This is a genomic window from Saccharopolyspora sp. NPDC000359 (assembly GCF_040300525.1).
Classification (GTDB): domain Bacteria; phylum Actinomycetota; class Actinomycetes; order Mycobacteriales; family Pseudonocardiaceae; genus Saccharopolyspora.
This window is the reverse complement of sequence record NZ_JBEPDU010000069.1, coordinates 14,204-33,989: the sequence shown is the minus strand read 5'-3', so window position 1 is coordinate 33,989 and position 19,786 is coordinate 14,204. Positions and strand designations below refer to the sequence as shown.

Here is a 19,786-nt window from a genome sequence, read left to right as displayed (position 1 = left end):
GCGGCGGCGGGCCGTCCGCGCGCAGCGGTGGGACGTCCGGGCGCGGGGGCGGGCCGTCCAGCGGCGCGGGCTGGGCGAAGGGACCGCTCGGCGGGCCGAGCGGGGGTTCGGCGGGCAGCGAGCCCGCGAGCTGGCCTTCCGCGGCCAGGGAGCCGCTCATGCCGCCGGGGCGCGGTGCCGGTTCGGACAGGTCGCCGTCCAGGGAGCCGGAGAACTCCGGTTCGGGCGCGCCGCCGAGGTCGCCGGACAGCGCCGACACCCCGGCTGCCGGGGGCTTGGGCCGGTCCTGGGCCGGGCGGGCGGCCTGCAGTTGTCGGCGCTGCTCCTGCTCGAAGCGCTCCGGCAGCTGCTCGGCCCGCTGCCAGAACGCGAACGGGTGCGGTTCGCCGGTCAGTGCCGCGAACTCGGCGCGCAGGTCGAAGCGCATCGGGCGCGGCGCGGGCCGGGCACCGCCGGGCGCGGGCTGCCCGGGCGGCGGTGCCTCGCCGAGCGAGCCGCGCATCGGTGGTTCCGAGCGGCGCCTGCCAGGGCCGGCCTGTTGCGCGTCGAAGCCCGCTGGCCCCGGCGCGGACGCCGGATTCTGCGGTGACGTCACGATTCCCCCAGGTGCTTGGGACGGTCGAAGCGCCGCGCGGCATCCGGACCAGTCCGGATCGCGGGCGCACTGGAACCGACGCGGTGCGGCATTCCGTCGTTCCCCGCTCAACCGACCGCGATGCGGCGCGCAGGTGGGCGGCGGTGCGCATCCCCTAGCGCACACCAGGCTGTCACCTGCGTAGATGCCAACATCACGGGCCCCCTCGTTGCTTCTGTTACCGCCGAAGGACAGTAGCAGCTGGCGTTCACCCGTACTGGTGTTTCCAGGAACAGCCACCCGCTTGCCGCCGCGAACAGCCAAAAGCCCCGCGCGACAAGGGAAATGCCGCAACGGGAGGCGGGCGGGAGCACCCCCGGAGTGAGACCGCCGCGATCCTCCCGAACGCCAGTGGGAGAACCGCGCAAATCACCCAGAAAAACTAGACTCACCCGTGCCGTTAATCACGAACGCCGAACCGACGGTGGCGTAAGTAGGGATTCGAACGCCTATGTTGTTCCCGGACCGCGTCGGAGCGGGGGGATTGACGAGGAAGGAATTGGCATGGCATCGCAGCGCAGCGCCGACTCGGCGCGCTGGGACAGCTTCGTCGCGCTGGGGGACAGCTTCACCGAGGGCCTGGCGGACGCGGGGCCCGGCGGCACGTTCCGGGGTTGGGCGGACCGGTTGGCCGAACACCTCGCCGCGCGCGAACCCGACCTGCGCTACGCGAACCTGGCCGTGCGCGGCAAGCTCGTGCGCCAGATCGTCGACGACCAGGTGCCGCAGGCGATCGCGCTGCGCCCCGCGCTGGTCTCGTTCACCGCGGGCGGCAACAACATCATCCGCCCCGGCAGCGACCCGGACGAGGTGGCGCGGATCTTCGAGGGCGCCGTCGCCGAGCTACGCGGCGCGGGCATCGACGTGCTGATCGGCACCGGCTTCGACACCGCCGAAACGCCTGTGCTGCGCCACGTCCGCGGCAAGGTCGGCACCTACAACTCGCACCTGCGGGCCATCGCCGACCGGCACGGCTGCCACGTGCTCGACCTGTGGTCGATGCGCGTGCTGCGGGACTCCCGGGCCTGGAGCGCCGACCGGCTGCACCTGTCGGCCGAAGGCCACCGCCGCGTCGCGCTGCGCGCGTGCGAGGCCGTGGGCGTGCCGACGGCGGAGGACTGGCGCGAACCGTGGCCCGCATTGCCCGCGACGTCGTGGCGGGACCAGCGCGCCGAGGACATCCGGTGGGCTCGGGAGTACCTGGCGCCGTGGATCGGGCGCCGGTTGCGCGGGGTGTCCAGCGGCGACGGTCGCGGGCCGAAGCGCCCGCAGCTGGAGAAGCTGATCGCCGCGAAGTGACCTGCGGGCAGGACGAAGTGCGGACCTCCGGCCGCTCACCCCGTCGAGCCGGAAGCCCGCACTCACCCCCATCGTCCATCCGGGAGGCGCCCCGAATGCTTCCGCCCCCCTTGCGGCCGCCCCGATCGACCACGCAGGAACGACCGGGGCGGCCGGGCGACAATCCCCCCTTGGACTCCCCCCAGAGCCGCCCTTCGTGCGGACCATGCACGGCTTGATCCGCACTGAGCACAATTTCCCGGGGGCGGCTACACAGCCGCTAAATGCTCGCTAAACGCTGCTCCGACCTGGGCGCGATGCCCGCTCAGCCTAAGCGTGAGATCGCGGGAGGTCGAGGTGAACGCTCAAGCTGGCCTGGCCAAGTCCTCCAGCCGCTCCCGGGCTTCGGACGCCCTCGGCGACCCCTCCGCCTCGAAGATCGCCAGCGCCGTCTCCCACCTGGTCCGGGTCACCGCCAGGTCGCCCCGGCAGCGGGCCGCGTCGCCCAGCCCCAGGTGCGCTGAGGCCTGCCGCATCGCCGAACCGCACTTCAGCGCGACCTCCAGCGCCTCGTGGTGGTAGCGCTCACCGTCATCGAGCCGCCCGAGCTCGATGCAGACCTCGCCGCAGTTGTTCAGCACCATCGCCAGCGTGTCCAGGTCGTCGGCGGCCCGGTAGAGCGCCTCGGCCTCCCGCAGGTGCGCCAGCGCCTCCTCCCGCTCGCCGTTGACCTGCTCGACCATGGCGAGGTTGTTCAGCGCCCCGGCCTCGAAGTAGCTGTCCCCGAGCGACCGGTAGACCCGCAGCGCGTCCTGGCAGTGCTCCTTCGCCTCGTCGTAGCGCTGCAGCCGGAACAGCACGCTGGCCATGTTGATCTGTGTCATCGCCCGCCGCGAGGCGTCGTCGTTGGCCACCGCGACCCGGTAGGACTGCTCGTAGTGCGCCAGCGCCTCGTCCAGCTGCCCGGACCGGGAGTGCGCCACGCCCAGCCCGGCCGACATCAGCACCTCGCCGGTGGGGTCGTTGATCGCCCGCGCCGAGACGAGCCCGTCGGTGTAGACGCGGATCCAGTCCTCCCACGGGCAGCGCACCATCAGGTAGTTGAACTGCAGCCGGGCCAGCTGCCAGGCCAGGTCGTGCATGCCCCGCTCGTTGGCCACCCGGACCGCGGCGACCAGGTTCGGCCACTCGGCGTCGAACCAGTCCAACGCCTGGGCCCGGTCGCTGATCTCCGGCTGCGGGGTGTCGCGGGCGAAGTTCAGCTCGTCGCGGGTCGGGCGCAGGAACCGGCGCGCGTGGTCGGCGATGACCAGGTAGTGGTTCAGCAAGCGCCGCAGCGCACCCGGGTCGTCGGATTCGGCCAGCAGGTCACGCGCGTACACCCGCAGCAGGTCGTGCATGCCGAAGCGGTCCGGCTCCGGCTCGACGACCAGGTGCGCCAGCGCCAGCGCCCGCAACCGGCGCTGCGCGCTGGCCGGGTCGGTGCCGCACAGCGCCGCGACCGCGTCGGCGGTGAAGGTGTGGCCGGGCACCAGACCGAGCAGCCGGAAGGTCTCGGCGTGCACCGGGTGCAGGCTCCGGTAGGAGATGTCGAAGGCGCGGCGCACGCTGGTGTCGGCGTCGTCGTCGATGTCCAGCGCGTGCAGCCGGTTGCGCTCGTCGGTGAGCTCGTGCACCAGGTCCGACACCCCGCGCGCCGGGTTCGCGGCCAGCCGCGCGGCGGCGATCCGCAGCGCCAGCGGCAGGCCGCCGCACAGGTCGGCCAGCTCGGCCGCGGCGACCGGCTCGGACGCCGACTTGCCGGGCACTCCCGCGCGGTCCAGCAGCTCGATCGCGGACTCGGTCGGCAGCGTCTCCAGCGGCAGCACGGTCGCCCCGCTGCGTACCACCAGCGCATCCAGCCGCCGCCTGCTGGTCACCAGCACCATCGACTCGGCGCTGCCAGGCAGCAGCGGGCGGACCTGGTCGGAGTCGCGAGCGTTGTCCAGCAGCACCAGCACCCGGCGTTTGGCCAGCAGCGACCGGTACAGCGCGGCGCGGTCGTCCAGCTCCACCGGGATCCCGTCGGCGGCCACCCCGAGCGCCTTCAACATGCTGGTCAGCGCCTCGCCGGGGCTCAGCGGTTCGCGTTCGGACTCATAGCCGCGCAGCGAGGCGTACAGCTGGCCGTCGGGGAACTCCTGCTCGACGCGGTGCGCCCAGGTCAGCGCGAGGGCGCTCTTGCCGACCCCGGCGATGCCGGTGAGCACCGCGAGCAGGCTGGAGCCGCGCTCCCGCTCGGCGAGCAGCCGGTCCAGCTCGGCGAGCTCGCGGCGGCGGCCGACGAACCCCGCCGGGGCCGGGGGCAGCTCGGCCGGGATGGGGCGCTTGATGCCCAGCGCCGGTTCCGGCGGGCGCGCGCTGCGCAGCGCCGGGTCGTCGCGGAGCACCTGCTCGTAGAGGTCGCGCAGGTCCGGGCCCGGGTCGAGGCCGAGCTCGTCGGAGAGCCTGCGGCGCAGCTCGTGGAACCGGGCCTGCGCCTCGGCCCGGTGCCCGGCGCGGTAGTTGGCGAGCATCAGTTGGCCGGTGAGCCGCTCGCGCAGCGGGTGCCGGTCGACCAGCGTGGACAGCTCCAGCAGCAGCTGGTGGTGGCGGCCCAGGTCCAGGTCGGCGTCGATGCGCTCCTCCAGCGCGAGCAGCCGCAGCTCGTCCAGGTTCGGCGCGACCATCTGGTAGAGGCGGCTGCTGGAGATGTCGGAGAGCACCTGCCCCCGCCAGAGGGTCAGCGCTTCGGCGAGCACCCGCGACCGCTCGGCCGGGTCGAGGCCGTGCGCGCGGTTGATCAGGGCGCGGGCGCGGTGCACGTCGATCCGCTCGGCGTCGACGCGCAGCAGGTAGCCGGGTGGGCGGGTGACGATCTCGGGGCCGCCCGGCTCCCCCTCGGCGAAGAGCTTGCGCAGCCGGGACACGTAGCCCTGGATGATGGTGCGGGCGCTGGCCGGCGGATCGCGGTCCCAGATGGTGTCGATCAGCCGGTCCATGGACACGACCTGGTTCGGTTCCAGCAGCAGGCAGGTGAGCAGGGCGCGGACCTGGCTGCTGCCCATCTGGCGCGCGACGCCGTCCACGAGCACTTCCAGCGGACCGAGCACGCGGAACTCGAAGCCCGCGACCGGTGCTCCGCTCGATCTGTCGTGCGGCGCCATCATCCCCTAATCCGATTCTCGCTCATGTTTTGTTGAGCCTTCAGACAGTCTCGACCAAGGTCCACACCGAGTCCACACCCCCCGGCGAACCCCGTCGCAGGGCCGACACACCGTAACGAGCGGTCGACGCAGGCGGCCGGAATGCCGAGCCGCACTCACTCCAATGGAGGAATGAGCAGTTCATCCCGGATGCAGCGCGCGACGACCCGCCGTTGCCGGTGAACGTCTCCCCGGCCGCGAACACGCCAAGTAAAGTCGGAACCCGTCGATCACCCGTACGAGGACACTGTGGAAGGAGAGCCCCACCCGTGCGCACACCATCCACAGTGGTCGATCGCGCCGTCGCCTGCCTGCTCGGTGGGGCTCTGGGCGACGCCCTCGGCACCCCCGTCGAATACGCGCAGCTGGACGACATCCGCGCCGAGTTCGGCCCGTCCGGCGTGACCGAACCGCCACCGCAGGCGCTGCTCGGGGACGCCACCCAGATGTCCCTGTTCACCGGCGAGGGCTACCTGCACGCCTGGACCACCGGCAACAGCGGCGGCCCGTGGCGCCCCGTCGAGTCGACCGCGGCAGCTTACCGGCGGTGGCTGATCACCCAGCAGGAGGACAAACCGCAGCCCGGCGCCACCGGCCTGCTCGCCGAACCCGAGCTGTACGCCAGCCGGGCCCCCGGCCTCACCAGCCTCCGCGCGCTCCAGGAACCCGAGCTCGGCACCCCGGACCGGCCGCGCAACAGCTCGAAGGGCTGCGGCGGCGTCGACCGCAGCGCGCCGCTCGGCCTGGCCCCCACCGCCGAGATGGCCTACCAGCTGGCCTGCCAGTGCGCCGCGCTCACCCACGGCGGCGTCGGCGGCTGGGCCTCGGCCGGGGCGATGGCGCTGATCGTGCACCTGGTCGCGGTCCAGGAGCGCAAGCTGCCGCAGGCGGTGGACCAAGCTGCCGGGCGAGTCCTGCGCGAGGACGTCGAAACCGCGCAAGCGCTGGCCGAAGCCGCCACGCTGGCCCGACTCGGCGCCAGCGTCGGGCACATCGAGCGGCTTGGCCAGGGCTGGATCGGCCCGGAAGCGCTGGCCATCGGCGTCTACTGCGCGCTGGCCATGCCGAAACCGGACCAGTTCGCGGACGCGCTGCGGCTCGCGGTCAACCACTCCGGGCACAGCGACTCCACCGCGGCGGTCACCGGCAGCATCCTCGGCGCCCGCCACGGCACGGCGATCCTCCCCCGCCCCTGGCTGGCCCGCCTGGAACTGGCGGACGTGATTGAGCGCATCGGCCACGACCTCGGCGCCTCCTGCTCCGGCGACCAGTTCAACGAGCGCCGCTACCTCGGCCTGGCCTGACCCACGTCAGGCCCCGGGCGGGACGCCTTGGTGCGCAGGACGGCCAGCGCGACGCCCAGGAACCCGATGTTGAAGGCCATGTGCACCGCCGCCACCGCGCGGGCGAACTGCGAGACCGCGTGCACGTCACCGAATCCGACGGTGCTGGTGATCGACAGGGCGAAGTACAGCGCGTCTGTCTTGGTTCGCAGCTCGGCAATCGAGCCGGGCTCGTGGTGCGCCATGCCGGCGTAGACCGCGGCGAAGAACAGCACGGCCAGGTAGAGGGCGGCCACCACACCCGCGATCGAACTCCCGTGGTGCTGCCGACCGCCGGAGCGGAACCGCCGGACCTGGACGGTGATCAGCACCGACACCACGATCAGTCCGACGCCGAACACCACGAGGGAGCCGAGGGTCCCGACGAGCCCGAGGGTGCCGAGCGGCAGCGCGTAGTAGACGCCCGTGCACGCCGCCACGGCACCGGCCGTGGCAGCCAGGTTGATCAGCACCGTCCGCCGCGCGTCTCCGGCCACGAGCGCCAGGTTCGGCCAACCACGCCCCCACCGCGACCCGAGGACCGCGAGTTCCATGGCGATCAGACGTCCGGTACCGGCGTGTCAGGCCCCAACACGCCGGTACCAGGCACAACGACTTGGGCCTCCGGCGGGACCTGGCCAGCCCACTGCGGGGTGGGCGGTGGCCTTGTCAGGTCGTGGCGGGGGTCCTGGTCAGGCGGGAGAGGCGGCGGTTGCCGACCAGGCGGCAGACCAGGTAGATCACGAAGGAGATGATCGTGACGAAGGCGCTCACCGGGGCGCCCGGGGCCAGCGAGAGGACGATGCCGCCCAGGACCGCCACCTCGGCGAACACCACCGCCAGCACGGTTGCCTTCAGCGGGCTCGCCGTCACCCGGGCCGCCGCTGCTCCCGGCGTCACCATCAGGGCCAGCACCAGCAGCGCCCCCACGGTCTTCACGCCGAGCGCCGTCGCCACGCCGACGAGCACCGCGAACAGCGGGGTCAGCACGCGGGCGGGCACTCCGCGCGCCGCCGCCACGTCCGGGTCGACGCTGGCGAACAGCAGCGGCCGGTAGACGAAGGCGAACACCAGCAGGACGAGCAGCGCGCACGCGGTGAGCAGCAGGACGTCGGCGGAGTCCACGCCGACGATCTGGCCGACCAGCAGGCTGAACTTGTTCGCGGTGCGCTCCGGGTTCAGCCACAGCAGGAGCACGCCGACGCCCAAGCCGAACGACAGGATCGCGCCGATCACCGAGTCGCGCTCCGTGCCGCGCTGGCCGAGCAGCCCCAGCAGCAGCGCCGCGACCACGGCACCGGCCAGCGCACCAGCTCCCACGCTGATGCCGAGCAGCAGCGCCGCGGCAGCACCGGTGAAGGCGAGCTCCGCCGTGCCGTGCACCGCGAAGGACATCTTGCGCGCCACCACGAGCGGCGCCAGGCACCCGGACACCAGGCCGAGCGCGGCGGCGGCCAGCAGCGCCTGCTGGACGAACGGGTAGCCGAGCAGGTCCACCGTCGTGGTGGGGTCGAAGAGCTTGCCCAGCGCCTCGGTGATCGCGTTCACTCTTCTTCCGCCTCTTGCACGTGGTGGTCGTGGTCATCGGCTCCCGCCACCACCAGCCGCCCGCCGACGCGGGCGACCTCGATGTCGGTGCGGTACAGCTCGGACAGGGTCGCCGAGTTCATCACCTCGTCCGGGGTGCCGACCCGGAACCGCCCGTCGACCAGGTAGAGCACCCGGTCGACCAGCGGCAGCACCGGGTTGATCTCGTGGGTGACGAACAGGACGGCGGCCCCGGTCTGCCGCGCCTGGTTCGCGATCAACCGGCTGACCTTGCGCTGGTGCGCGATGTCCAGCGACAGCAGCGGCTCGTCGCAGAGCAGCACCGTCGGATCGCTGACCAGCGCCTGCGCCACCCGCAGCCGCTGCTGCTCACCGCCGGAGAGCAGCCCCAGCGGCATCCGCGCGTACTCGGTCGCCTCCACGGCGCGCAGCGCGGCGGCGACCCGGCGCTTGCGCTCGCGGCGGTTGCGGAACCCGACGCCCCAGTGGTGGCCGTCCAGCCCGAACCCGACCAAATCGTTGCCGCGCACGGTCACGGTGGCTTCCAGCGCCCGCTGCTGCGGGATGTAGCCGATCCGGTTGCTGCCGCGCCGAGCCGGTTCACCGGCGACCTCGACGCTGCCCGCGCTCAGCGACTGCAGTCCGAGCAGCACCTTGAGCAGGCTGGTCTTGCCGGAGCCGTTCGGCCCGAGCACGGCGAGGAACTCGCCGGGGGCGACGTCCAGGTCCAGCCCGGACCACAGGGTTCGGCTGCCGTAGGACAGCGCGGCGTCGCGCAGCCGGACCGCGTGCGCGGTGGGCGGCGCGAGGGGCATCTCGGTGGCGGGTTCAGCAGTCATTCCTCAGCGATCCTGGTCGAGGGCGGTCCGCAACGCGGTGATCTGGGCGTCCATCCACTGCACGTAGGTCTTGCCCTCGGGCAGGGTCTCGGTCATCTCCACGACCGGGATCCGGTGCTGCTCCGCGGCGGTGCGCACGTTGCGGGTGACCGGCGATTCGGTCTGCGGGTTGTAGATGACCGCAGCGGCCTGCTCGCCGTTGATCGCGTCCTGGATCTCGGCGACGGCCGCCGCCGACGGGTCGGTCTCGGCCTCGACGGCGTTGACGAAGGACTGCGGGGTCACGTCCCGCAGCTTGGCGGCCTCGACCAGGTAGTGCGCGACCGGCTCCGTGACGATGACCGGTTTGCCCTGGTCAGCGGCGGCGATCTCGCCGACCTTGGCCTCCAGCGCGCCGATCTCGGTCTCGAACTGGTCCGCGGCCTGCTCGAACTGGGCGGCCTTCGCCGGCTGGATCCTGCCGAGCTCGCCGGCGATCCGGTCGGCGACCTCGTGCACCACGTGCAGGTCGTACCAGACGTGCTCGTTCGCCGAGTGGTCGTGCCCCTCGTGGCCGTGCTCGTGGCCGCCCTCGTGCTCGCCCTCGACGGCGGCCACGGTCGGCTTCTGGGCGTCGCCGAGGATCTGCTCGATGAACTCGTCGTAGCCGCCGCCGTTGTAGACCACCAGGTCGGCGTCGGTGACCTTCGCGGCGTCCCGCGGGGTGCTCTCGTGCGAGTGCGGGTCGGCGTTGGGGTCGCTGATGATCGACTCGACCTCGACGGCGTCCCCGCCGACGGCCTGCGCGACGCTGCCCCAGGCACTGGTGGAGGCGATGACCTTGATCTTGTCCCCGGCGCCGGGTGCGGCCTGGTCGCCGGTCCCGCAGGCGGTCAGGGCGATTGCAGCAGCGGCCAACCCGGCCAGGGCAGTGGACGCAGAGCGACTGCGAGAGGTCATCGAGCGCCCTCCTAGGTGATCACTGTGCGCAGCAGGCTGACGGCTTACTGCGAACGGTAACGGAAACCGTTGTCATCTCCAGTCTAAGCACGTCGATCCTCAACACTCCACCGAGTGGGCTATTCCCCCCCGCAGACGCGAAGGCGCCCCCGCCAGGACCTGCGGGGGCGCCTCCAGAAGCTGACCGTCAGGCGGCCAGCCGAGCTCCGGTCTCGGGGTGGAACAGGTGCACCTCGCTCTTGTCGCGCAGGGCCACCTTGACCTGCTGGCCCAGGGCCGGCGGGGTGCGGCCGTCGGCGCGGACCACGAAGCGCTCCTGCGAACCGTTGATGTCGATGGCGCCGTGGATCAGCGCGTCCGCGCCCAGCTCCTCGACCAGCTCGACGGTCATGTCCATCCCGTCGTCAGCGCTGGAGACCAGCGACAGCGCCTCCGGCCGGACGCCGAAGGTGACCTGCTCCAGCCCATCGGCAGCGGCCAGTACCTGGCGCTCCAGCGGGATCGTGGTGCCGTCCAGCACCGCGCCGTCGCTGCTCAGCGGCACCGTCTTGAGGTTCATCGCGGGCGAGCCGATGAAACCGGCCACGAAGGCGTTCGCCGGGTTCTCGTACAGCTCGCGCGGGCTGGCGCACTGCTGCAGCACGCCGTCCTTGAGCACCGCGACCCGGTGCCCCATCGTCATCGCCTCGACCTGGTCGTGGGTGACGTAGATCGTGGTGGTGCCCAGCCGCTTCTGCAGCGCGGCGATGTTGGCGCGGGTCTCCACGCGCAGCTTGGCGTCGAGGTTAGACAGCGGCTCGTCCATCAGGAACACGCTGGGCTCGCGGACGATCGCGCGCCCCATCGCCACCCGCTGGCGCTGACCACCCGAGAGCGCCTTGGGCTTGCGGTCCAGGTACTTCTCCAGGTCCAGCATCCGCGCCGCTTCGGTGACCTTGTCCTTGATGACGTCCTTGGGCGTCTTGCGGAGCTTGAGCGCGAAGCCCATGTTCTCGGCCACCGTCATGTGCGGGTACAGCGCGTAGGACTGGAAGACCATCGCGATGTCCCGGTTCTTCGGCGGCGTGTGGGTGACGTCGGTACCGCCGATCGTGATGCCACCCTCGTCGACGTCCTCCAGGCCGGCGAGCATCCGCAGCGCGGTCGACTTGCCAGACCCGGACGGGCCGACCAGCACCAGGAACTCACCATCAGCGATGTCCAGTCCCAGCTGGTCAACAGCGCGAACCGGCGGATTTCCCTGGTACACGCGCGACGCGTTGACGTATGCAACCTCAGCCATGTGTGACGCACCTTTCACTGAACCGGTCAGGAAACGGTAACCGCTTCACCCGCAAAGGTCATCCCCTCAAATGCACCAACTCGGTGCGTGACCACCCGGCCCCGCTCCGTGTTCGCCACTCGAACATGAGTGGGATATGCATCATGCTCGCTTCACCGAGGGGTACTGAACCGTTACGGTTCCTCCATGGCGCGGTCAACGAATGCCCGGCGGCCTGCGACGCTCGCCTCGCTCGCTGCGGAACTCGGGGTCTCCAGGACCACGGTCTCGAATGCCTACAACCGTCCTGACCAGCTCTCCCCCGAGCTGCGCAAGCGGGTCCTGGAGACGGCTCGCCGGCTCGGCTACCCCGGCCCCGACCCGGTGGCGCGGTCGCTGCGCACCCGGAAGGCGGGTGCGGTCGGGCTGTTGCTCACCGAGAACCTCTCCTACGCGTTCCGCGACCCGGGCGCCGTCGGCTTCCTCGAGGGGCTGGCGCTCGCCTGCGAGGACGCCGGGCAGGGCCTGACCCTCATCCCGGCGAGCCCGGAGCGCGAGGACGTCGCCGCGGTGCACCGCGCCGGGGTGGACGGCTTCGTCGTCTACTCCGTTCCCGAGGACGACCCGCACCTGGCCGCCGTGCTGGAGCGCCCGGTGCCGGTGGTGGTCTGCGACCAGCCGCGGCTGGACAACGTGGACTGGGTCGGCCCCGACGACCGCAAGGCCATCAAGAGCGTCGCCGACCACCTGATCGGGCTCGGCCACCGCCGCATCGGCGTGCAGTGCATGCGCCTGGCGCGCGGCCGCAACGACGGCCCCGCGTCCGTGCAGCGGCAGGCCAACGCCAGCTTCCACGTGCAGAAGGCGCGGCTGACCGCGCTGGCCGAGGCGTTCAGCGAGGCGGGGGTGGACTGGACGTCGGTGCCGGTGGTGGAGCGCTTCGACCACACCACGGCGTCCGGCGCGTCGGCGGCGGCCCAGCTGCTGGAGATCGACCCGGACATCACCGCGATCATCTGCACCTCGGACATCCTGGCCCTGGGCGCGCTCAGCGAGGCCCGCAACCGCGGCCTGCGGGTGCCGGAGGACCTGACGATCACCGGCTTCGACGGCATCCCGGACGCGGAGCGCGCGGGCCTGACCACGGTGCGCCAGCCGTGGCTGGAGAAGGGCCGAGCAGCCGGTCGGCTCCTCCTGGAGACGGCCGAACCAGGCCGACCCCGCCACATTCAGCTGGAAACCCAGCTGATCACGGGCGCCACCTCAGCCCCACCCCGCTCCGCCGAAGAACGCTGGTTCGGCCCATGACCCGAACCAACCCCAAGCCCAACACCAACCCACCCCGCAGTTTCAACTGAAACTGCGGATCACCGTGGGCGGAGTTTGCAGTTTCAACTGAAACTGCGGATCACCGTGGGTGGAGGTTGCAGTTTCAACTGAAACTGCGGATCGCCGTGGGTGGGGGTTGCAGTTTCAACTGAAACTGTAGGGCCGGGTGACACCCGTTCGGGGGTTAGTAGTTCTCCCACTCGCCTTGGGCGTACTGGAGGATCGTCGGGTGCATGAGGGTTGACGGCTCCAGGTTGGGGATCCGGGTTCGGTCCGGGGGGAACGTTGCCGCTGCTCGCAGGGTGGGTTCGTCCAGGGACCGGAGGGGTGGGGCGTCCTGCGGGAGGCGGAGTTCCGGGGCTCCTGGTGACGCGAGAGGGTTCCGCACCGGCTCGGGGCCCGCGAGTTCCATTGCACTTGGACGTGCGGTTTCCGTGGAGCCTGGACGTGCGGTTTCCGTGGGAGTTGGATGTCCCACCGGAGTCGGGTCCTCCTGGGGTGCCTGGGTGGGCGGAGCGGCGGCGGCGAGGTGGAAGCCCCATTCCCCGAAGCTCGGGACCGTGATCGCGTAGGGCACCGTGCGCAGGTCCGCCGCGCGCATGGACGCCTCGATGTTCCAGAACGCCTTCGGCGCGAAGAACGGTGAGCCCGCCTGGACCACCACGCGCGCGTCGTCGGCCATCGCCTGGCGGACCAGGCCGTAGAACTCCGTCGAGTACAGCTTCGCCGTGGCCGTGGAGTCCGCGTCGGGCATGTCCACCAGCACCACGTCGTAGCGGTCGCGATTGTCGCGGAGCCAGGTGAAGGCGTCCGAAGCGACCGTCCGCACCCTCGGGTCCTCGAAGGCGTGACCGTTGAGGGTGGACACCCGGGGGTCGGTGCGGGCCAGCTCCAGCACCGCCGGGTCCAGCTCGACCAGCGTGGCCTCGCGGACGTCGGGGTAGCGCAGCACCTCCCGCAGCACCAGGCCGTCCCCGCCGCCGAGCACCAGGACGCGACCGCGGGGCCCCGCCATCGCCGGGTGCACCATCGCCTCGTGGTACCGGTACTCGTCGGCGGAGCTGAACTGCAGGTCGCCGTTGAGGTACATGCGGACGTCCGGGGTCCCGGCGAACGACACCGACTCGGTGAGCACGACTTCCTGGTAGGGCGAGCGCACGGCGTGCACCACGGGGTCGTCGTAGAGCGCCTGCCGCGCGGTGACCTCGAAGTCGTCGGCGAACGCGTACGCCCCCACCAGCAGGCCGCCCACCAGCACCGACGCGCCGGTCAGCAGCAGTACGGCGCGCTTGGACAGCTCGCGGCGGAACACCGTCAGCACCAGCCCGATCCCGGCCGCCGCGTTCACTAGGCCGACCACCAGCGCGCCCTGCATCTGGCCGAACAGCGGCAGCAGCAGGAACGGGAACGCCAGGCCGCCGACCAGGCCACCGACGTAGTCGGCCGCGAACATGTCCGCCACCGCCGAACCGGCGTCCTGCCGCCGGATCCGCTGCAGCAGCACCATCAGCAGCGGGATCTCCGCACCGATCAGCGCGCCCAGCACCAGCGCGATCGCGATCAGCGCCGGGGTGTAGAGGCTCAGCCACGCGAAGGCCGCGTAGAGCAGCAGCACGCTGAGCCCGCCCAGCAGCGCCAGCAGGAGCTCGATGGCGGCGAACGCCTCTGCCGCCCAGCGCTGCAGGGGCTTGGCGGCCAGCGCGCCCACGCCCATCGCGAAGACCATCAACGACAGCACGATCGACGCCTGGCCGACGGTGTCGCCGATCAGGTAGCTGCCCAGCGCGACCAGCGCGAGCTCGTAGACCAGGCCGCAGGCGGCGCAGATGAACACCGCCACCAGCACGGCGGTCCGGGCCAGCCGACCGCGCGGCTGGGTTGTGGCGGTCTCCGGTTCGGCGGTGGCAGTCACCAGATCGCCGCGGCGATGATCACCGCGATCACCAGGTGCGCACCCGCCGACACCCAGGTGGCCGGGTGCAGGTCCGGGGTGGACAGCTCCTCGCCCAGCTTGCCCGGGGTCATGGCGTCGATGAGCAGGAACGACAGGCTCATCAGGATCAGCCCGAGGACGCCGTAGGCGAGGGTGCCGACCAGTCCGGCGACGAGGTCGTCCGAGCTGGCCGCGATCGCCGTGGTGAGGATGATCCCGACGCCGAGCAGGCCGGAGACCAGCAGCAGCGCCGCGTTGGGGTTGCGCTGCACCCAGATCAGGTCGCGCAACCGGCCCGGGGTGGCCAGGTCGACGAGCACGTAGCCGAGCGCCATCATCGCCACGCCGATCACCCCGTAGGCGACCGCGGCGAGCAGGCCGTGGAGCAGTTGCTGGAGCAAGGTGGTGTCCTTCTCGTGTCGTGGGCGGGGTCAGCGGCCTGGGGGTCTCGGCGGTGGCGGTGGGCCTGGAGCCCAACCCGGGCCGGGCGGTGCCTGCGGGTTCGGGCCGGGGAACGGGCCGCGCTGGGGCGGACCCGGCAGCGGACCGGCATTCGGCGGGCCCGGCGGCGGACCGGCATTCGGCGGGCCGGGCCGCGGCCCCGGTGGCGGGCCGGGCGGCGCACCATCCGATGTGGACTTCTGCTTGGCCCGCCCGGCGAAGCCGAGCACCAGCGCCACCACCACGACGAGGCCCAACCCACCGAGCCACGCCCAGGTCACCCAGCTCGACCCCGAGCCGTCGCCCGGCGGCAGCGGCTCCGCGGTGGCGCTGCCCGGCGCCTCGTCCGGGACCTGCGGCGCGTCCAGCGCACCGGACTCCACCAGCAGCAGCGGCAGTCCCAGCGCCGCCTGCCCGGTGACCGTCACCGGGTCCTCGACCAGCGAGTCCGCGGTGACGCCGAGCTTGACGAAGTCCGCGCGAGCGGGCAGCGGCCGCAGGTCCGGCGAGCCCGCCACTCGGACGTCGGCGGCGTCCGGGTCGTCGTCGGTGCTGCCCGTCGCGACGAACACCTGGACCTCGGCCCAGCGCGGGCAGGTGTCGGCCGGGACGGCCGCGCCCCGGCTGGACCCCCGGTCGAACTCCTCGGTCCCGCCGTCGACGAGCTTCCAACCGAAGCACATCCCGTGCAGCTCCTCGGCCCGTGCCAGCCCCTGCGCGAGCTGCTGCGCGTCGGTGTCGGTGAACCGCTGGACCGACAGGCTGGAGTAGATGTCGCTGTCGGAGTAGACGACGGTGTCGCTGGAGGTGAACTCGGTCTGCGCCCCACCGCCGGTGAAGTTGGAGATCGCGGTGATGATGCCGACCACGACGAAGAGGAGCAGCACGACCAGCCCGATGCGCCGCTGGCGCGCGGCCTTCCCGGGAGCCGTCATTTGCCCGCTCCCGGTCCTCGGCCGCGGAAGCTCTCGCCGTGCGGGCTGCTCCAGCCCCAGACCCCGCCGACGTGCGAGTGGTAGCGGCGGTAGGCGTGGTGGGCGTCCATCACGTGGATGACCGAGCCCTGCTGGTGCGGCTTGACCACCACCGCGTCGCGGGAGTAGCGCAGGTAGATGCCGGAGGAGTCGGTGTACTGCGACTGCGGCCGCCACTTGGAACTGATCTGGAAGGCGACGGTGGTCGGCGGGAGCGGGCTGGTGTAGGCGCGGTTGTCGGAGTCGCCGCTCAGGTCCAAATGCGCCGCCCGGGTGTAGTTGTTCGCCACGTAGCCGCGCGGGCCGGTGCCGGTGGAGAACGCCGTCACCAGGCCGATGATCAGCGCGAGGACCGCCGCGGCACCTGCGATCGCGAACCAGAACTTGGGCTTCACGGGTCAGCCCGCCGGGTAGATGAGCACGTCGTAGCGGCTCAGCGCCTCGCCGGTGCTGGCTTCCCAGTCGGCGTCGCCGTAGGACTCGAAGCCCAGCAGCGCGCCGTCCGACGACTCGTAGTCGTGGTAGCGCACGCTGCCGCGCTCGGCCAGCCCGGTGGTGGCCTCGCTGCGGAACTCGGCGCTGCCGGACTCCTCGGAGTGGTAGGTGCGCCCGCCGAAGGTGATGGTCTTCGGGCCCGGCTCACCAGCGTCGGACACCGGGGTCCACAACGAGAGGATCAGGTCCGGGTCCTCCTCGACGGCCAGCCACACCTGGGTGCCCTTGGCGTCGTCGAGCAGGTGCTCCGACCAGGTCCAACCGCCTTCCGAGAGGCGCAGGGTGCCGCGCACGGTGAACGACCGGCCGCGCACCTCCACGATGTCACCGGCCTTCAGCGCGCGCGGGTCGCCGCGCAGCGAGTCCTGGTCACCGGTGTGGAACGGATCGGTGGGGCGCTGCGGCTCGGGCGGTTGCGATGCCGCCCGCTTGGCGCGCAGTCCCACGATCACGGCGACCACCGCGACGATGATCAGCACGATGACGACGACGATCAACGCCGTGACCAGACCGTTCACCCGTCAGCCCTTCCCCTAGCGCGAGTGTCCGGCACGAAGGGTATTAGCGAGCACCCGACCGGATGACACGATTCCCCCAAATCGTGACCAGCGTCCCCCGCGCCGCGAGCCCTCCGATCACCGGTCCCGCGCGATCTCGATGAGGTGACCTCATCGGACCCGTCGCTCAGACGAGTCGCCGGACGCCGCGCAGTTCCCATTGGAATCGCGCGTCGGGCAAGCGGCGAAGCCGCCAGCGAGGCCCAGCACCGATCGCAGGCGCACCCCTCGTCGACCGAGCCGGTGGAGGGTGTCCCCCACCTCGGGCGCAGTTTCAATTGAAACTGCGGGCTTTCTGCGTGTCGGGCGCCCGACACGCCGGTGGTGCGTCGGGCGACCTCGCTGAGATCACTTCAAGGGAGATCGCACGACCGACAGCCATAAGTCGCAAACGCCGAGGGGCACCCCTCGACCAGCTGAGGTCGTGGGGTGCCCCTCGTCGTGGGCTCAGGCCGACAGCAGCTGGGCGCAGCGGATCAGGCCGAGGTGGGAGTAGGCCTGCGGGTGGTTGCCGAGGGAGCGCTCCGCGATGGGGTCGTACTCCTCCGAGAGCAGGCCCGTCGGTCCCGCCGTGTCCACGATCTGCTGGAACAGCTCCTCCGCCTCGGTGCGGCGGCCGATCAGCAGGTAGGCCTCGATCAGCCACGCCGCGCAGAGGTGGAAGCCGCCCTCGTCACCGGGCAGGCCGTCGTCGCGGCGGTAGCGGTACACGGTGGACCCGCTGCGCAGCTCCGCCTCGATCGCGGTGACGGTGGCCTGGAACCGCTCGTCGGCCGGGTCGATCAGCCCGGACAGGCCGACGTGCAGCGACGCGGCGTCCAGGTCCGAGCCCTCGTAGGCGGTGGTGAACGCCTGCACGTCCGGGTGCCAGCCGTTCTTCACCACGTCCTGGGCGATCTGGTCGCGCAGCGGCTCCCACGACGGGTCGGCCTCGCGACCGTAGGCGGCGGCCAGCTTGACCGCGCGGTCCAGCGTCACCCAGCACATGACCTTCGAGTACACGTGGTGGCGCGGCACGTCGCGCTCTTCCCAGATGCCGTGGTCGGGTTCGAACCAGCGCTGCGAGACCGCGGTGGCCATCGCCGTCACCAGCTCCCAGTCCACGTCGCGGATCCGGCCGGTGGCCTGCGCCAGGTGCGCGACCAGCTCCACGACGGGCCCGAACACGTCCAGCTGCACCTGCTGGTCGGCGAGGTTGCCGACGCGGACCGGCCGGGAACCGGCGTAGCCGGGCAGGCTGTCGATCACGGCCTCCGGGCCGAGCCCGGTGCCCTGCAGCGTGTACAGCGGGTGCAGCCGCTCCGGGCCGGGTAGCGCCTCCAGGACGCGGTGCAGCCAGTCCAGGAACGCTTCGGCTTCCCCGGTGGAGCCGAGGGTGACCAGCGCCTGCGCCGTCATCGCGCCGTCGCGCAGCCAGCAGTACCGGTAGTCCCAGTTGCGCACGCCGCCGATCTCCTCGGGCAGCGAGGTGGTGGCGGCGGCCATGATGCCGCCGGTGTCGGTGTTGCACAGGCCACGCAGCGTCAGCGCCGAGCGGGCGACCAGGTCGCGCTCCACCTCGGGCAGCGACAGCGTCTTCATCCAGTCCGACCAGTACCGGTCGGCCTCGTCGCGGCGCTCCAGCTCCGACCGGGTCGGGGCCAGGTCGTCGGAGCCGCAGCGCAGCTCCAGCACGACGGGGGTGTCCTCGCTCAGCTCCAGCACCGCGCGCGCCGACTCGTGCATGCCGTCGGAGGTGATCTCCCACTGCACGCCGGGCGAGTGCAGCACCATCGGCTCGGAGGTGCCCTGCACGCGCAGGCCGCCCGCCTCGGCGGTCAGCCGCACCGGCACCTGGCCGAACTCGGGGCGCGGCGCGAACTCCACCTCCGCGGTGGTGCCGCCGCTGATCACCCGGACCAGGTCGGTGCGGTGGCTGTCGGTGCCGTGCGCCAGGTAGTCGGTGACCAGCAGCCGCGACCAGCGGGTCTCCACCGTCATGGTGTTGGGCACGTAGCGCTGGCCCAGCGGCAGCGGGCTGCGCTGGGTGCCGTTGCCGCCGTGCGGGCGGATGCTGAAGTGGCCCGCGCCGGGACCGCCGAGCAGGTCGGCGAACACCGCCGCCGAGTCCGGGCCGGGGTGGCACATCCAGGTCAGCCGCGCGTCCGGGGTGAGCAGGGCGACGGTGCGCTCGTTGGACAGCATGGTCAGCCGCTCGATGGGCGGCGCCTGCTCGCCGTAGAGCCAGGTGCGCCGCTCCTCCATCAGGAACGCCAGCACGGTGGCCACGTCGGCGGCGTCGTCGACCCGGAAGCGGCCCAGGGTGTCCCCGTCGCCGATCTTGATGCCCAGGTCCGGGCCGTGCAGCCGGGCGAAGGCCTTCTCGTCGGTGACGTCGTCGCCGAGGAAGACCGCGGCGGTCGCGCCGACCTGGTGGCGCAGCGCGTCCAGCGCGTTGCCCTTGTCGGTCTGCACCACCGAGAGCTCGATGACCTCCTTGCCCTCGGTCACCGACACGCCGTCCCACTGCGCCGGACCGCTGCGGACGGTCTCCAGCACCTCGCTGGCGACCTCGGGGTCGGCGCGGCGGACGTGCACCGCGACGCTGGCCGGTTTGGCCTCCAGCGTCACACCGGGCTTGCCGCGCACGATGTCCTGCAGGCCGATCTGCAGCTCGGTGCGCAGCTGGGTGGCCTCGGGTTGCAGCTCGTGCACGAACCCGACGTCGAACTCCGACCCGTGGCTGCCGACCAGGTAGACCTCGGCGGGCAGCCGGGACAGGGTGGCCAGGTCGCGCAGGGCGCGCCCGGAGATCACCGCGGTCGTGGTCGCGGGCAGCGCGGCCAGCGAGCGCAGGGCGTGCACCGACTCCGGCAGCGGTTTCGCCTGGGTGGGGTCGGCCACGATGGGCGCCAGGGTGCCGTCGTAGTCGCAGGCGACCAGAAGTCGGGGTGTCCGCGCGAGCTGCACGATCTCGCGGCGCAGCTCCGCAGGCAGGGCTTCGGCGGTCAACGCCATACTCCTCATCAGGGG

15 protein-coding genes and 1 pseudogene are annotated in these 19,786 nt (G+C 72.0%); 3 read left to right on the top strand and 13 right to left on the bottom strand.

Annotated features, from left to right (window positions below; genetic code table 11):
• A pseudogene (locus ABT324_RS30575) lies at nucleotides 1–502 on the bottom strand (hypothetical protein); the annotation flags it as partial.
• A gap of 636 nt (nucleotides 503–1,138) precedes the next feature.
• On the opposite strand from ABT324_RS30575, the gene ABT324_RS30570 reads away from it, so the two are divergent.
• A complete protein-coding gene (locus tag ABT324_RS30570; protein ID WP_351184515.1) occupies nucleotides 1,139–1,933 on the top strand; it encodes an SGNH/GDSL hydrolase family protein in 795 nt (264 codons plus the stop codon).
• 344 nt (nucleotides 1,934–2,277) lie between these two features.
• Here the strand turns inward: ABT324_RS30570 and ABT324_RS30565 are convergent, their stop codons facing one another.
• The gene (locus tag ABT324_RS30565) at nucleotides 2,278–5,100 is read right to left on the bottom strand and encodes an AfsR/SARP family transcriptional regulator (RefSeq protein WP_351184513.1); all 2,823 of its coding nucleotides are present in this window, start codon (nucleotides 5,098–5,100) and stop codon (nucleotides 2,278–2,280) included.
• A 305-nt stretch (nucleotides 5,101–5,405) separates the two neighbouring features.
• Here ABT324_RS30565 and ABT324_RS30560 point away from each other — a divergent pair, with 305 nt between their 5' ends.
• Nucleotides 5,406–6,440 (top strand): ADP-ribosylglycohydrolase family protein, encoded by a 1,035-nt coding sequence (locus ABT324_RS30560; RefSeq protein WP_351184511.1) that lies wholly within the window; start codon nucleotides 5,406–5,408, stop codon nucleotides 6,438–6,440.
• On the opposite strand, the gene ABT324_RS30555 is transcribed toward ABT324_RS30560, so the two are convergent.
• The 5 genes from ABT324_RS30555 to ABT324_RS30535 form a co-directional block, all read right to left on the bottom strand.
• On the bottom strand, nucleotides 6,422–6,955 hold the full coding sequence (locus ABT324_RS30555; protein ID WP_351184509.1) for an ion channel: 534 nt from the start codon (nucleotides 6,953–6,955) through the stop codon (nucleotides 6,422–6,424). The genes ABT324_RS30560 and ABT324_RS30555 overlap by 19 nt on opposite strands.
• 172 nt (nucleotides 6,956–7,127) lie before the next feature.
• On the bottom strand, nucleotides 7,128–7,985 hold the full coding sequence (locus tag ABT324_RS30550) for a metal ABC transporter permease (RefSeq protein WP_351184517.1): 858 nt from the start codon (nucleotides 7,983–7,985) through the stop codon (nucleotides 7,128–7,130).
• A gap of 17 nt (nucleotides 7,986–8,002) precedes the next feature.
• The gene (locus ABT324_RS30545) at nucleotides 8,003–8,845 is read right to left on the bottom strand and encodes a metal ABC transporter ATP-binding protein (RefSeq protein ID WP_351184507.1); all 843 of its coding nucleotides are present in this window, start codon (nucleotides 8,843–8,845) and stop codon (nucleotides 8,003–8,005) included.
• Between the two features lie 3 nt (nucleotides 8,846–8,848).
• Nucleotides 8,849–9,784, bottom strand: a complete 936-nt coding sequence (locus ABT324_RS30540) for a metal ABC transporter solute-binding protein, Zn/Mn family (protein WP_351184505.1) — start codon at nucleotides 9,782–9,784, stop codon at nucleotides 8,849–8,851.
• Nucleotides 9,785–9,971: 187 nt separating this feature from the next.
• Complete coding sequence (locus tag ABT324_RS30535) at nucleotides 9,972–11,066, bottom strand: ABC transporter ATP-binding protein (RefSeq protein WP_351184503.1); 1,095 nt, start codon at nucleotides 11,064–11,066, stop codon at nucleotides 9,972–9,974.
• Nucleotides 11,067–11,252: 186 nt separating this feature from the next.
• On the opposite strand from ABT324_RS30535, the gene ABT324_RS30530 reads away from it, so the two are divergent.
• Nucleotides 11,253–12,353, top strand: coding sequence for a LacI family DNA-binding transcriptional regulator (locus ABT324_RS30530; RefSeq protein WP_351184501.1), 1,101 nt, complete (start codon nucleotides 11,253–11,255; stop codon nucleotides 12,351–12,353).
• Nucleotides 12,354–12,558: 205 nt separating this feature from the next.
• Here the strand turns inward: ABT324_RS30530 and ABT324_RS30525 are convergent, their stop codons facing one another.
• The 6 genes from ABT324_RS30525 to otsB all read right to left on the bottom strand — a co-directional run bounded on the left by ABT324_RS30525 (nucleotide 12,559) and on the right by otsB (nucleotide 19,771).
• Nucleotides 12,559–14,286 carry a polyamine aminopropyltransferase gene (locus tag ABT324_RS30525; RefSeq protein WP_351184499.1) on the bottom strand — a complete coding sequence of 576 codons (1,728 nt, stop codon included), beginning with the start codon at nucleotides 14,284–14,286 and terminating at the stop codon, nucleotides 12,559–12,561.
• Entirely contained in the window at nucleotides 14,283–14,708 is a 426-nt protein-coding gene (locus ABT324_RS30520; protein ID WP_351184497.1) for a DUF350 domain-containing protein, read from the bottom strand. The genes ABT324_RS30525 and ABT324_RS30520 overlap by 4 nt, the downstream gene beginning before the upstream one ends.
• Before the next feature lie 30 nt (nucleotides 14,709–14,738).
• A complete protein-coding gene (locus ABT324_RS30515; protein ID WP_351184495.1) occupies nucleotides 14,739–15,683 on the bottom strand; it encodes a hypothetical protein in 945 nt (314 codons plus the stop codon).
• The gene (locus ABT324_RS30510) at nucleotides 15,680–16,117 is read right to left on the bottom strand and encodes a DUF4247 domain-containing protein (RefSeq protein ID WP_351184493.1); all 438 of its coding nucleotides are present in this window, start codon (nucleotides 16,115–16,117) and stop codon (nucleotides 15,680–15,682) included. Before ABT324_RS30510 ends, ABT324_RS30515 begins: the two co-directional genes overlap by 4 nt.
• Before the next feature lie 3 nt (nucleotides 16,118–16,120).
• Nucleotides 16,121–16,735: a DUF4178 domain-containing protein gene (locus ABT324_RS30505; protein ID WP_351184492.1), complete on the bottom strand. Its 615-nt coding sequence runs from the start codon at nucleotides 16,733–16,735 to the stop codon at nucleotides 16,121–16,123.
• Between the two features lie 486 nt (nucleotides 16,736–17,221).
• A complete protein-coding gene (otsB, locus tag ABT324_RS30500) occupies nucleotides 17,222–19,771 on the bottom strand; it encodes a trehalose-phosphatase (protein ID WP_351184491.1) in 2,550 nt (849 codons plus the stop codon).
• Between the last annotated feature and the right edge of the window lie 15 nt (nucleotides 19,772–19,786).

Bases quoted from the DNA above. Each gene is read 5' to 3' on its own strand.
- ABT324_RS30545 (WP_351184507.1), bottom strand. From the start codon at position 8,845: ATGACTGCTGAACCCGCCACCGAGATGCCCCTCGCGCCGCCCACCGCG.
- ABT324_RS30540 (WP_351184505.1), bottom strand. From the start codon at position 9,784: ATGACCTCTCGCAGTCGCTCTGCGTCCACTGCCCTGGCCGGGTTGGCC.
- ABT324_RS30570 (WP_351184515.1), top strand. From the start codon at position 1,139: ATGGCATCGCAGCGCAGCGCCGACTCGGCGCGCTGGGACAGCTTCGTC.
- ABT324_RS30565 (WP_351184513.1), bottom strand. From the start codon at position 5,100: ATGATGGCGCCGCACGACAGATCGAGCGGAGCACCGGTCGCGGGCTTC.
- ABT324_RS30535 (WP_351184503.1), bottom strand. From the start codon at position 11,066: ATGGCTGAGGTTGCATACGTCAACGCGTCGCGCGTGTACCAGGGAAAT.
- otsB (WP_351184491.1), bottom strand. From the start codon at position 19,771: ATGGCGTTGACCGCCGAAGCCCTGCCTGCGGAGCTGCGCCGCGAGATC.
- ABT324_RS30530 (WP_351184501.1), top strand. From the start codon at position 11,253: ATGGCGCGGTCAACGAATGCCCGGCGGCCTGCGACGCTCGCCTCGCTC.
- ABT324_RS30515 (WP_351184495.1), bottom strand. From the start codon at position 15,683: ATGACGGCTCCCGGGAAGGCCGCGCGCCAGCGGCGCATCGGGCTGGTC.